Here is a 13,260-nt window from a genome sequence, read left to right as displayed (position 1 = left end):
TACACATGGCTAAGTATTATCAATACATTTCAAAATCAACTCTATTTTATCAATATATAATATCTTACCGTTTCATATATTGATAACACATTTTTTATTTCTTTTAACAAGAGGCATTTATAATAGACACATATAATGTAGAAAGTTAACATATACGCTTTTACTATATATGTAGTTTATTTTTACACAAATGTTAAAATAAACACTTCTAAGTCTTAGACTATGGCTTGAAACCGTATCCTTGTTATTAATTGCTTTTGGTAATTTTTTTATTATCTATCAGTCTATTGATTTCTTCTCCAATATGGTATAGCGTAGAGAAGTAGATAAGAGTTTGATTTAAATATTTTTTGTTCATTTTATTAGCATCTTTTTATATAAAGTTTATCTCAAAACTATTATAAAATGGATGCTTTTATTTTATAGATATTTTTCTCTATAATACTCAGTAAAATCGGGATTTATTACCCTAGTTAAGGGCTAGTAACCCGGATTCTAATCAAACAAAATTTAGGGAGTGTACAATATGTTTTTAATACCAAGTCCAAAACAATTAGAACTAAATAAAGGTACATTGCAGCTTAGACGTGATACGGAGATAGTCTTAGATTACCAATGTGATTTTGATGACTTAAATGCCGCGATTGTATTACAATATGAAATTCAGCAACAATTAGGCTTCAAATTAGTAATAAATAAGGCCTTTGATTGCCATAATGATAAAACCGTAATTAGATTTAAAAAAGTATCAGGTCCAAAAGAGGCTTACACCTTAATTATTGGTGGAACCTGCATCGAAATATGTGCTGCTACTTCCATAGGCATGTTTTATGGAGTACAGACATTTAGACAAATTATTAGGCAAAATGGAACTTTACTTCCAAACCTCAAAATTGAAGACGAGCCATATTTTACTAACCGTGGGTTCTATCATGATGTTACAAGAGGCAAGGTACCAACACTTGAAATGCTTATGGAACTAGTTGACAGGGCAGCTTTTTATAAAATTAATCAGTTGCAATTGTATATAGAACATACTTTTGCATTTAAAGGCATGAGTGAAATATGGATGGACAAAGATCCACTAACAGCGGAGGAAATATTAATACTTGACCAATATTGCAAAAAAAGGCATGTTGAATTAATCCCATCCTTGTCTACCTTCGGGCATATGTATGAGGTGCTTAGGTCAAAGTCCTTCAATGAATTGTGTGAGCTAGAAAACAGTGAGGGAGGCGAGTACTCTTTTGGTCATAGAATGGTTTCACACACACTGGATGCAACTAATGAAGGTAGCATAAAACTAGTTGAAGAAATGCTAATGCAATATATACCGCTATTTAGCTCAGACACATTCAATATATGCTGTGATGAAACCTTTGATTTAGGAAAGGGTAAAAGTAAAGCCAAAGCCGATGAAGTTGGGGTTGGAATGTTGTATGTTGAATTTTTGAACAAAGTAATAGATATAGTCAAGAAAAAAGGCAAGAAGGTTATGTTCTGGGGGGATGTGATTTTACATCATCCTGAACTTTTAAATAATATAAGTAAGGATGCCATATGTCTTAATTGGGACTATAACGAAAATGCCAAAGAGGATGGCACAAAAGCAATAACTGAGTCAGGTATGGAGCAGTACGTGTGCCCAGGTGTATGGGGATGGAATCAACTAGTGAACAAAGTCGATAAGGGTTTTGAGAATATTAAAAGAATGGTAGCCTATGGTGTTAAATATGGTGCAACAGGCGTTCTCAATACTGACTGGGGAGATTTTGGTCATATAAATTTTTTAAGTAGCTCAATTCCAGGCATGGCATACGGAGCGTCCTTATCATGGAACCCAGATGGCGAGAAAGAGTTTGAAAATGTATTTAAAGCGTTGTCCTTAATAGAGTATGGTGATGACTCACTTGAACTCGTGTCTCTACTTAATAAATTATCCAAGGAGCAGATCGTAGGCTGGTATGAACTAGTCGAATGGAAAGAAAATCATAGTAAAAATTCAGATATTAAAGAAAGTTTCAGCGAGCTTGATTGGAAAAAGATTTTAGCTGGTTATGACATAGCTTGTGAAATAGAAAATAAGTTTACTACATTGTCTAAAAAAGTGTGCATAAACACCTTTGATCTGCAAGAATTTATTGTTTCAGCAAGGGCAATACAACTTGTGAATAGCTTTTTCCTAAATCTTTTGAAGAATGAGTATTCTAAAAATGATGTAGATACAGTATTTAGTCCAATGGATCTCGCAGAAAATCTCGAAGTATGGTTCTGTGATTATGCAAAAATCTGGAGGGCACGAAATAAGGAAAGTGAACTATATAGAATTAGAGAAATCATAGTTTATACTTGTAGATACTTAAGGGGAATATGCTTGGTAGCTTGCTAATAAGGTAGCTTGCTAATAAGGTAGCTTGCTAATAAGGTATGTTATCTATAAAAAAATTAAGGTATTTCTTTGGTTTATCTTAACATAAAAATAATCCTCCCAAATTGGGAGGATTATTTTTATGTTTCAGACTGTTTACAAACAACTGACTCTAATATAATAGCTACATTATTTTTTAACACCAATCTATATCGCTATCATTATAATAAACCCTTAACCAGTCGCCATTTATTAAATTAACTTTAATTTCTATATCTTTCCCAGGCTCATTGTATTCTTGAAAACCCATAATACAATCTTTTGATTCTTTACTTTTTAGTTCTAAATAATCTTGAAATAATATTTCATGTTTATACATTTTTACTACCTTCCTTTAACCACTTGGTATTTAATTTTGCCACCTGATAATCTTTAATATTTATTTTTGTAATTATATCCAGTTTTGTTTACATTAATCATTATACACCATACGACAATTTGCAACAAAAATAAACTAGCTTAGCCTCAAATAGTCATAAATATTTCTATAAAACGAAAAAAGTCTAACAATTACACTATGCCAATTTTCTCCTTGCTAAAAAATAGAGACTGCCAACATAGTTGTCAATCTCTGCACACTATACATTTTTTTGATATTTAGCTACATACTCGTAAGATAAGAAATACTCTTTCATATCTTTACCAACAATACCACAAATATTATTTAATAGCTGATCATCTTCCGGTGTTAATTCAGTACGATAATGAAATATATATGGATTACTATACCCACACTCATCGAATATTTTGCATATATCTGTTAAAGTAAAAAACTTATTATTATTTCTATTTAAAATAGAATTTCCGCTGTACATAAAGCTTCCTCTTAATAACTCTTTTATAACTGAATGATGCATTAAGTTAGGAATAGTCGCAATTATATATCCCCCAGGCTTCAAAAATTTTTTTATTTCATTTAGTAATGTCCAAGGGTCTTTACTTAGTTGAAGTCTATTGCCAAGAATTATATAATCAAAAAAATTTGTCTTGTCTTTTTTAAAGTTCATGCTATAATTTTCTTCAAAATCATCAGTTATTAACTCTAGAATTTTTCCACCTAGCCTCGCTACATGCTCATTTGTCTCTATACCATATATATCAGCGTTAGGGTACATATATTTCAACTTAAGTAGTGTAGCACCTAGCCCACAGTCAAACTCAAGAATATTTAGACCATTTTCTTTTGGCTCATCTATACGCTGTATTATGTCAAATTTTAATGTGCTGCCTACGTTAGAGTTAAACCCCCACTTATCCTCAATTTTTTTACGATTTGTCGTTAGTACATTATTAAATTCAGTATAATCTTTATTAAAAGATGAACTGCCAAAATGGTGTATGAAGCTGTCATTACAAAGCATCATCTTATATCCCGATTCTATAATTCTCATGCATAAATCATCATCTTCAAAATTTCCAGGTGAAAATTGCTCATCCATAACGCCAATCTTGTTAAGAACATCTCTCCTTATAAGCATGCAAAATGCCACAAGCCTTACTTTCCCCTCCCATTTCTCGGGGTTTGAAACATTATTAGTCTCAGCGAATGGAATCATATCTTTAACATCACTATAAGGCACACTTACAGACTGATAATTAGAACAATTATTAGTTACAGATGAAGTTGCTCCAACTTTATCATCACTGTAAAGACATATTTTAAGATTATCAAGCCACCTTGGAGTAACTACCGTATCATTATTCAAAAACAAAATATCATTTTCTTTGCCTGATGCAGCTATTCCAATATTACAGCCCTTTGGAAAACCTACATTTTCATCATTTAAAATAGATTTTATATCCTTCTGGTCTTTAAGCCATTCTCTTGTCCCATCAGTAGAATTATTATCTACAACAATTATTTCGTAGGTATTCTCTTTAGTGTATTTCCTTATGCTATCAACGCATTTGTGATTGTAAATAAGATTGTTGTAAGTTAAAATTATTATTGAAGTTTTCCTATTCTCAATCATTACTTTATCCCTTCCTCGATAACTTAGTCACAGCAAATTATGCTTCAATTACATATTACGCTTATTATTAAAAAGTGTACCTATCCTATTTATAAATGCGTTCTAATGGCCTTAGAAATAATTTTCATAAACTTAGTTACATTTTATAATTTATTTTTAAATACGCTCCCTATTCCAAACCACAGCATATTATAAACTGTAAATTTGTTTTAGGAGGCTTATATCTTATATGATAACTATTAGTTTATGTATGATTGTAAAAAATGAGGAAGATGTTTTAGGTAGGTGTCTTGACTGTATTAAGGATATTGTTGACGAAATAATAATAGTTGACACTGGCTCCACAGATAACACAAAAAAAATTGCACAAGAATATACAGATAATTTTTTTAATTTCCAGTGGATTGATGATTTCTCTGCTGCTAGAAATTTTTCTTTTTCTAAAGCAAAAATGGATTATATTCTTTGGCTAGACGCTGATGATATTATCCTCGTAGAAGATATAAAAAAATTTAAACAACTTAAGCAAAGCTTAACTCTAGATGTAGATAATGTTATGATGATGTATAACGTAGGATTTGACGAAAATGGAACAGTTACCTTATCATATTTTAGAGAACGCTTGTCAAAAAGAATAAACAATTGTAAATGGACAGAACCTGTTCATGAATGCCTAGTAATGGGAGGAAATATTATAAACGCTGATGTTTGCATAACACATAGAAAAGAACATGCCGCAGTACAAGGTAGAAATATATCTATTTATAAAAAATTACTGTCAGATGGGCAACCTTTAACGCCAAGAGGACTCTTCTATTATTCCAGGGAATTACATCAAAATGGATTTTTTGAAGAAGCAATAAAATATTTCAATGAATTTTTAGACACAGAAAAGGGCTGGGTAGAGGATAATATAAGTGCCTGCTTTGATCTTTCTAACTGTTATAACATTATAGGTGATAAAAAAGCCATGCTAAAAATACTACTTAGAAGCTTTGAATATGATACTCCAAGAGCTGAAATATGCTGTACTTTAGGAACCAACTATTTTGAAATTTCCGATTATAACAAAGCTATCTTTTGGTATAAGCTTGCATCAGAACTTAATAAGCCAGTTAACAGTTGGGGCTTTATATCGCATGATTATTGGGGATATATACCCAATTTACAACTATGTGTTTGTTATGACAGGTTAGGAAGTAGAGAAGAGTCAATTAAATATAATAATAAAGCAGCTGAATATAAGCCTGATTCTCCAGCGGTACTTTCAAATAAAGATTATTTTGAAAGAACTGCTATATAAATTATTACCTTTAAAATATATCCCAAAATTGAGGTAATATTATATGGGTGCCCTTTATCAAAATTATATTATAGTTTTGGCAACAATTCTATAATTCAAGAAGATTATAAAATAAGTAACATGTAATATCGTTTCTGAAATAGACACTAATTAAGTAAGTAATAACGCTTTAATAAATATAGCCATTTGACACCCTCCCTTTAAATTAAAATTTATAAATAAAAAGACTTTCAACACAATGAAATTCTATCCTGCTAAAAATCTTCTTTAGAATAAACGATTATACTAAAAAAGACCATACATACAACGATAAAACCATTGTGTTAAAAGTCTCACTTAAACAGAATTCAGCCACGATAAAGCCAGACCAAAAGGTCAGTATGTTGACTTTATCACCAATAAAGGCCGCTACTCCATTTTAATATTTAAGTTCATATTTTTTTATTATGCCATTAATGTACTATAAAATTCACACATTCAATACAAAGTTTTGCTTTCAAGTAAGATAACTTCATAGCAAAGCATTTATTTAATTATATCACTATTATTAAAAAACATTAAAAACACTATTGATCATACCCTATACTTTTCATAATAATTAAAGCCGTATCTTCTATAGCTCTTTTAGTAACATCAATTGTCAAACACCTTGTTTTTTTCATTATTTTTTCTGCATAATCTAACTCATCTAATATTCTTGAATCATTCGCATATTGAAAGTTAGCATTAAGTCCATTGAATTTACCCATTCTATTTTTTCTTATTTCAATAAGCTCAAAAGGATTTATTTTAAGCCCTATGATCTTTCTTCCAGGGATGTTATATAGTTCTTCTGGAACAGGCACTTCAGGTACTAACGGTATATTTATAGCTTTAATACCTTTATTAGCTAAATACATACACAATGGCGTTTTTGAGGTTCTTGAAACACCAATAAGCACAACGTCTGCATGTTTTATCCCATCATAATCCCGGCTATCATCATATTGCATAGCAAACTCCATAGCTTCTATTCTTTTATAATAATCCTTATCCATTTTCCATATCGCTCCTGGAATGTATTCTGGCTGTTTATTTAATAACTTAGAAGCTAGTCCTATCCCTGGTCCTAAAACATTCGATACAAATATTCCTTTTTCTACACATCTTTGTACTAAAAATTCTTTTACATCTACCATAATTATAGTTGAAATAATCATTGCTTTTGAATCCCTATCTATTTTGCTAATAAAATAATTAACATCCTCAGCTGTTTTAATATGTGGTGTTTTTTTCACTATTACACTATCTGGGAACTGACTCGCAACTGATTTAGCTACAAGTTCCGCCGTTTCTCCTATTGAATCTGATACCGCATATATTGTTAACATTTTGCATCACATCTACTCTCTTTTTATATATTTTTTTCAGCACTCTAGCTTATCGTCTCTTAATATAAAAAATAAATTAAAATTATATTTTTAAAACAAATTAAAGAATGTTGAATTTAAATTAGATTGATTAAGCTATCATTATGTTATCCATATTAATCGATATAATTTAAATTAAATTATCTTTTTTTAATAAATTAAATAATGTTGAATTTAAATTAAATTGGTTCATTAAAACATTAATTTCAGATAATGCTTTCTCTTTTTTATCCTTAGATATATTAGCTTTTGAAGCTCTAATTAATATGTTTTTAGGAGAGTGTGATATATCTATAAATTCTAGAAGCTGACTTTTATATCCGACGCTTTCTAAAAGATTTGCTCTTACTGAATCTGTCATAAGCGCCGAAACCCTTTCTTGTACTATTCCATACTTTGTTAGTATCGATAATGACTCTGTTTTAATTTGGCTATTGAATTCATGTTGGCAGCAAGGAACAGAGAAAATCATATTACTATTCCACTTTATCGCATTATATAAAGCATAATCAGTAGCTGTATCGCACGCATGTAATGTAATTACCATATCAACTTTATTATCATATTTAAATCCATTTATATCCCCTAGCTCAAAATGTAAGTTTTCATAATTGTATCTTTTAGATATGTCATTACATTCTTTAATTACATCCTCCTTAAGATCAAGTCCTATCATTTTTACATTGATTTTTTTGATTTCAACAAAATAATAATATAATACAAATGTTAAGTAAGATTTTCCACATCCAAAGTCTAATATAGTAAGTTCCTTAAAATCATTCTTCTTAATTTCATCATCAATAATTTCAACAAACTTATTTATTTGCTTATACTTATCATATTTTGAATTAACAACCCTGCCTTCTTTTGTAAAAATGCCTAAATCTATAAGAGGCTCTATTATCATACCCTCTTTAAGAATATAATTTTTTTCTTTGTTATGTCCTTTATTAGCAATTTTTACATTATCACTTTTTTTCTTCCCTAAATGAACTTTACCTTTTTTAGATATTTTCAAATCAAATGTAATTGTATTTGACCAAGCATCTACTTGTTTATAACTCGCTGATACATATTCTAGTATTTTTTCTCCTAAAACATCTATAGCAATATTCTCATGGAAAGCTTGCTTATCGGTGTTTTTTTCTATTTGATAATATTGCTTTACATCATCTTCTTTCAATACGAATGTTATTTTATTATACTGTACATCTTTATTCATTTTATTACTAATAACTAATTTTAAAATATCCTGCTTTAATATTTCATTAATCGCGCTTCTTAACTCTTCCATGTCAACACACCTTATAATTTATTTTAAAACTACTTTTCTATATAATAATATCATTATATACCAAGTTAATTAGTTCTAACACTTTTTAAAAAAATCCCAATAAAATTTATGAATGAAAAATCTTGCTTCCCTAATATTCATAAAGAATTTTTTTATAATATATAAGAACAGACCATATACTAAAATATATACCGTATATGGCCTGTTCAATAACCCATTTAAAATATGCTATTAGAATTCCCTACTAATCCTTATCCCAACACTCAGTATTGGTAAGTCCCTCAATAGAATTCGCATGAAATACTGGATCTTTTCCTTGTTTAATTTGAATTGCATAATCCTTAATTACCTTTGGAAGCACCTTGCTTAATTTAAAAATAACAACAAGATTTATGAGTGCCATTGCTCCCATAAATAAATCTGCCATATTCCATACAATACTTATTGAAGACATTGACCCCCAAAATACCATACCAAGTACACCTACTCTAAACATAGTAAGCCATATTTTACTTCCATTCATAAACTCAATATTTGATTCACCATAATAATAGTTTCCAATTATAGAACTCCACGCAAACATGAAAATGCATACAGCTATAAATATGTTCCCCCATTCACCTACCTGCGATGTTAATGCTGCTTGTGTCAGTTCTATTCCTGTAAGTCCTTCATTTAAATGTTCGCCAGAAACCAAAACGATAAATGCTGTTGCACTACATATTACTATAGTATCTAGGAAAACCCCAAATACTTGCACAATACCCTGTTTAACAGGATGACTTACATCTGCTGTAGCTGCTGCATTTGGAGCACTTCCCATACCTGCTTCATTTGAGAATAGTCCTCTTTTAATACCCATCATAATCGCTGCACCAATTCCACCGCCTGTAAATTGCTTTAAACCAAAAGCACCTTGAAAAATCATTTTAAATACGCTTGGAACCTGGGATATATTTTTGAAAATTACAAAGAATGCAACACATACATAGGCTACAGCCATAACTGGCACTAGAATCTCTGCAACTTTTGCTATCCTCTTAACGCCACCAAATATAACTAAAGCAGTAAGTCCTACCAGGATCATGCCCCCCCAAAATCTTGTAATACCAAAAGCTCCTTCAAAAGCTAATGTTACAGTATTTGCCTGAACCGAATTAAATACAAGACCAAAGGATATAGTTATAAGTACTGAGAATACTATACCAAGTTTTCTTTTGCCAAGGGCTTTTTCCATATAGTATGCAGGGCCACCCTTGTATCCGTTTTCACCCTTTACTTTATAAATCTGTGCTAATGTATTTTCAACAAAGCTTGAGCCTGCACCTAAAAGAGCTATAACCCACATCCAAAAAACTGCTCCTGGACCTCCAACTGTAACGGCTATTGCAACTCCCGCAAGATTTCCAGTACCAACATGAGAAGCAACACTTATGCAGAATGCTTGAAATGATGATACAGCCACACCTTCCTCGCCATCTGAGGTTTTTCTACCATTCCTAAGAAGTTTAACTGTATGAGAAAAAAATCTGAACTGTGGAAACTTAAGATGAATAGTAAAATATGCTCCAATACTTATAAGTAAAATTATGAGCACGTAAGACCAAAGTATGTTATTAACTGATGTTACAATAGAATTTAATAAATTTAACATTCTGTCACACTCCTTCTAATAATTTAAATACTGAAATATAATAACTTTTTTCTATCATCACCATACCTTATTATGTATTTTCTTAGAAAATTCAGAAGATACTTAGATTGAGTTCTTTAGAAAGTTCTTCTAGAACTCTCGTTCCAGCAATACTATTTCCGTAATTATCAAGTGCTGGCCCTACAACTGCTATTCCCATACGGTTTGGAACAACAGCCATAATACATCCCCCTACTCCGCTTTTAGCTGGAACACCAACCTCGATACAAAATTCTCCGGATCTGTCGTATAATCCACAGGTCATCATAATAGCCTTAACTATTTTATTGATGAACTCTGGAATTAACTGTTCATTTGACCATGGTGCTACCCCATTGTTTGCAATTACTGATGCCATTCTTGCTATATCCTCAACAACTACCTCTACTGAGCAGCATTTAAAGTATGCGTCTAATACGTCTTCTACATCCTTTTCAATTATGCCTGCTCCCTTTAGGTAATAAGCAATAGCTCTGTTTGTATTCCCAGTCAATTTTTCAGAGTTATAAACTGAATAATTCACCTCAATGTCATTATTATTTGCTAACCTCTTCATGGTATTAAGAATTCTACTAAATTTCTCTATCCCATTATCTCCTGCCACAAGAGATGTACAAACTATTGCGCCAGCATTTATAAATGGATTTGATGGTTTATGAGTCTCCTTTATTTCTAACTTCACCAATGAATTAAATGGGTCTGCTGAGGGTTCCTTACCTACTTTAGAAAAAACAACATCCTTTCCATTATCAATAAGAGCACATATAAGGATTATCACCTTTGATACACTTTGAATAGTGAATTTTGTTCTGTAATCACCTTCTAAAATAACATTACAGCTTGTGTCAAAAATACATGCACCAAGGGCATCTCTATCACCTTTTGCAAGTTCTGGAATATACGTTGCCACTTTTCCATCTTTCGTAATTTTTTTACTGTTTTCAATTGCTGTTTTTAATATTGATTGCATTTACAACCACCTCTTTAAGTTGTTTTTCTCATCTTCATATTTAATACTTTTTTATTATATTACTTACAATGACTTCTTTTATTATACTCTATTATTCTCTATTTTTGGATAAAAACCTTTAAACATATTTCTACATATTTATAATAATCATGAAGATTTGTTTCGGAGGTGCTTTCTATTTGTTAATGTTTACATAAATGCCCACAATAAAATATCTTATAGGCTTAGATGGACTTATTAATACTATCGTTAACTTAGGATCATTGATGGTCATGTGGATTGAAGAATAACAGTACTTACTAAAAAAGTTGAAAAACTGCAAGTTCAATAGTAAACTATACAAGTAATACTCCGAATTTTTTTAGAAATCGAATTATAAATGTACTATTAAATTATTAGTACACAATTTGTAAAAAAGATAAAAGAAGGTAATAAAATGAATAATAAACTTACTAAAAAAGATCTTGAAGATCTTCAAAAAGAATTTGATTATCGTAAAGGTCCTTTAACCATGAAAATTGCACACGAAAAAATGATAGCCGCTGCTCACGGTGATAGAAGTGAAAATGCTGAATATAAAGCTGCCAAAACAAATATGTACGAAAACTACAGAAGAATGGGATATTTAATAAAAATGATTAGAACTGCTGAAGTTATAGATGATGTTATTTATAATACTAAAGGTGCAAATATAAGTGATAAATTAATGATAAAATTTTTAGGTAGCGATGATATCGAAGAAATAGAACTTGTAACAACATTACAAGTGGATATATTAAATGGTAAGTTTAGTATTGAGTCACCAATAGGAATGGTATTGTTTGGAAAAACAGTAGGAACTATAGTAGAAGTAGCATCTCCTGATGGAAATTATAAAATAGAGTTATTAAGCATAACTAAGGAATAACTTAACACATTGCACCGTACAATAAAAATAAGAATACCAAATGGAATTCTTATTTTCGAGTATATATCCTTTTATAACTTACTTTTTATTTGCTCCAAATAGCAGTTCTAGCTGGAATATTATCATATATAAATTTAGCATCTTTTAAAGCTAACCTTACGCATCCGTGAGATACAGGAACTCCAAGGGTGTTATCTATAACATAATTACCCTTTCTATCGTATAGTACGCTGTGGAATAAATAGTTACCTCTTATTTGAGTATAATATTTGCACCTAGCACCTCCATCTGAAATAAAGTAGCTTCCTTTAATTCCAACGGTAAAATTACCTTTAACTGTTGGTGTTCTTGATTTTCCTGAAGAACAAACCATTGATCTAACAAGATTCCATTTTCTATTAGACCCTTTGAATATATTTACCCTTTGGTGTGATAAATCAATCCATATAAAATAAGCAGTTGAACTATAAATGTTCTTACTGTTTATAGTTTTTTCTAACGAATTGTTTGAAGCTGAAACTTTAGGTGTATATTTTTGTATTACTGGTGGTTTATACATAGACTGTGAAGTTGGTTTCATATTAAGTTTCTTTAGTGTTAACTTACCTACTATGCCATCTTTGATTAGCTTATTTCTCATTTGAAAGTCTATAACCGCATAATAGGTTAATCGTCCGAAATCTCCATCTGCATAAAGTTTATAACCAAATTTATTAAGCTTTTGCTGTATTTCCTTAACTTTACTGCCCTTATTTCCTTGCTTGAATATTATTTGAGCAATTGGCTGTTGTTTTTTTTGAGCTAAAAGTTTAATACTGTTATTTTGTACATTTTCTTTTTGTATACTGTTTTGAGACACTCTAACGTTAGTTTGATATATTTTTGCGTCACTAGGAGGCAATTTAACCGCAGCCTCCGATTTATTCGCTAAAGTACATCCACTTATCATAATCACAACTATAAAGACAATACCTGATAGATATCTTTTATTCATACTGAATACCCCTTTTTTTAGAAGTATGGATCTTGTCCCTATAGTATATTCTCCTAAAATTAAAGTGCCACTAAAATCCAAAAATGTAATTGTATTTAACCAAATAAAAACCACTAAGTTAAACTTAGCGGTTTTTTCTTACCTGGCGACAACCTACTCTTCCACAAGGTCACCCCTGCAGTACCATCGGCGCATTGAAGCTTAACCTTCGTGTTCGGTATGGGAACGGGTGTTACCTTCATGCCATAATCACCAGATTGAGAATATAAATATTCTCTGAAAATTGCAC

The 13,260-nt window shown here is 30.7% G+C and carries 10 protein-coding genes and 1 rRNA gene; 3 read left to right on the top strand and 8 right to left on the bottom strand.

Going from position 1 to position 13,260, the window contains the following annotated elements; all coding sequences use genetic code 11:
* Positions 1–526 precede the first annotated feature (526 nt).
* Positions 527–2,389 carry a beta-N-acetylhexosaminidase gene (locus ACWJJT_RS15950; protein ID WP_462955390.1) on the top strand — a complete coding sequence of 621 codons (1,863 nt, stop codon included), beginning with the start codon at positions 527–529 and terminating at the stop codon, positions 2,387–2,389.
* Between the two features lie 175 nt (positions 2,390–2,564).
* Here ACWJJT_RS15950 and ACWJJT_RS15945 read toward each other — a convergent pair whose 3' ends face one another.
* Complete coding sequence (locus tag ACWJJT_RS15945) at positions 2,565–2,747, bottom strand: hypothetical protein (protein WP_165414411.1); 183 nt, start codon at positions 2,745–2,747, stop codon at positions 2,565–2,567.
* A 259-nt stretch (positions 2,748–3,006) separates the two neighbouring features.
* Positions 3,007–4,401 carry a glycosyltransferase gene (locus ACWJJT_RS15940; protein ID WP_462955389.1) on the bottom strand — a complete coding sequence of 465 codons (1,395 nt, stop codon included), beginning with the start codon at positions 4,399–4,401 and terminating at the stop codon, positions 3,007–3,009.
* A 229-nt stretch (positions 4,402–4,630) separates the two neighbouring features.
* Here ACWJJT_RS15940 and ACWJJT_RS15935 point away from each other — a divergent pair, with 229 nt between their 5' ends.
* Entirely contained in the window at positions 4,631–5,704 is a 1,074-nt protein-coding gene (locus ACWJJT_RS15935) for a tetratricopeptide repeat-containing glycosyltransferase family 2 protein (protein WP_462955388.1), read from the top strand.
* A gap of 566 nt (positions 5,705–6,270) precedes the next feature.
* Here the strand turns inward: ACWJJT_RS15935 and ACWJJT_RS15930 are convergent.
* The 4 genes from ACWJJT_RS15930 to glsA form a co-directional block, all read right to left on the bottom strand.
* Positions 6,271–7,074, bottom strand: coding sequence for a pyruvate, water dikinase regulatory protein (locus tag ACWJJT_RS15930; protein ID WP_462955387.1), 804 nt, complete (start codon positions 7,072–7,074; stop codon positions 6,271–6,273).
* A gap of 169 nt (positions 7,075–7,243) precedes the next feature.
* Positions 7,244–8,407 (bottom strand): class I SAM-dependent methyltransferase, encoded by a 1,164-nt coding sequence (locus tag ACWJJT_RS15925; protein ID WP_462955386.1) that lies wholly within the window; start codon positions 8,405–8,407, stop codon positions 7,244–7,246.
* Positions 8,408–8,651: 244 nt separating this feature from the next.
* Complete coding sequence (locus ACWJJT_RS15920; RefSeq protein WP_462955385.1) at positions 8,652–10,061, bottom strand: alanine/glycine:cation symporter family protein; 1,410 nt, start codon at positions 10,059–10,061, stop codon at positions 8,652–8,654.
* A gap of 91 nt (positions 10,062–10,152) precedes the next feature.
* Entirely contained in the window at positions 10,153–11,070 is a 918-nt protein-coding gene (gene glsA, locus ACWJJT_RS15915; protein ID WP_462955384.1) for a glutaminase A, read from the bottom strand.
* 436 nt (positions 11,071–11,506) lie between these two features.
* Between glsA and ACWJJT_RS15910 the strand changes: the two genes are divergently transcribed.
* A complete protein-coding gene (locus ACWJJT_RS15910) occupies positions 11,507–11,977 on the top strand; it encodes a GreA/GreB family elongation factor (protein ID WP_462955383.1) in 471 nt (156 codons plus the stop codon).
* Positions 11,978–12,062: 85 nt separating this feature from the next.
* Here ACWJJT_RS15910 and ACWJJT_RS15905 read toward each other — a convergent pair whose 3' ends face one another.
* Together ACWJJT_RS15905 and rrf are read right to left on the bottom strand one after the other, a co-directional pair.
* The gene (locus ACWJJT_RS15905) at positions 12,063–12,971 is read right to left on the bottom strand and encodes a L,D-transpeptidase family protein (protein ID WP_462955382.1); all 909 of its coding nucleotides are present in this window, start codon (positions 12,969–12,971) and stop codon (positions 12,063–12,065) included.
* A gap of 140 nt (positions 12,972–13,111) precedes the next feature.
* Positions 13,112–13,228: ribosomal RNA gene (gene rrf / locus ACWJJT_RS15900) — 5S ribosomal RNA — on the bottom strand.
* Between the last annotated feature and the right edge of the window lie 32 nt (positions 13,229–13,260).

This window comes from Clostridium sp. CM041 (assembly GCF_055081035.1).
This window is presented reverse-complemented; position numbering and strand designations above follow the sequence as displayed.

Excerpts from the sequence above, each read along its gene's own strand:
- ACWJJT_RS15950 (WP_462955390.1), top strand. The coding sequence starts at position 527 with ATGTTTTTAATACCAAGTCCAAAACAATTAGAACTAAATAAAGGTACA.
- ACWJJT_RS15945 (WP_165414411.1), bottom strand. The coding sequence starts at position 2,747 with ATGTATAAACATGAAATATTATTTCAAGATTATTTAGAACTAAAAAGT.
- ACWJJT_RS15940 (WP_462955389.1), bottom strand. The coding sequence starts at position 4,401 with ATGATTGAGAATAGGAAAACTTCAATAATAATTTTAACTTACAACAAT.
- ACWJJT_RS15935 (WP_462955388.1), top strand. The coding sequence starts at position 4,631 with ATGATAACTATTAGTTTATGTATGATTGTAAAAAATGAGGAAGATGTT.
- ACWJJT_RS15930 (WP_462955387.1), bottom strand. The coding sequence starts at position 7,074 with ATGTTAACAATATATGCGGTATCAGATTCAATAGGAGAAACGGCGGAA.
- ACWJJT_RS15925 (WP_462955386.1), bottom strand. The coding sequence starts at position 8,407 with ATGGAAGAGTTAAGAAGCGCGATTAATGAAATATTAAAGCAGGATATT.
- ACWJJT_RS15920 (WP_462955385.1), bottom strand. The coding sequence starts at position 10,061 with ATGTTAAATTTATTAAATTCTATTGTAACATCAGTTAATAACATACTT.
- glsA (WP_462955384.1), bottom strand. The coding sequence starts at position 11,070 with ATGCAATCAATATTAAAAACAGCAATTGAAAACAGTAAAAAAATTACG.
- ACWJJT_RS15910 (WP_462955383.1), top strand. The coding sequence starts at position 11,507 with ATGAATAATAAACTTACTAAAAAAGATCTTGAAGATCTTCAAAAAGAA.
- ACWJJT_RS15905 (WP_462955382.1), bottom strand. The coding sequence starts at position 12,971 with ATGAATAAAAGATATCTATCAGGTATTGTCTTTATAGTTGTGATTATG.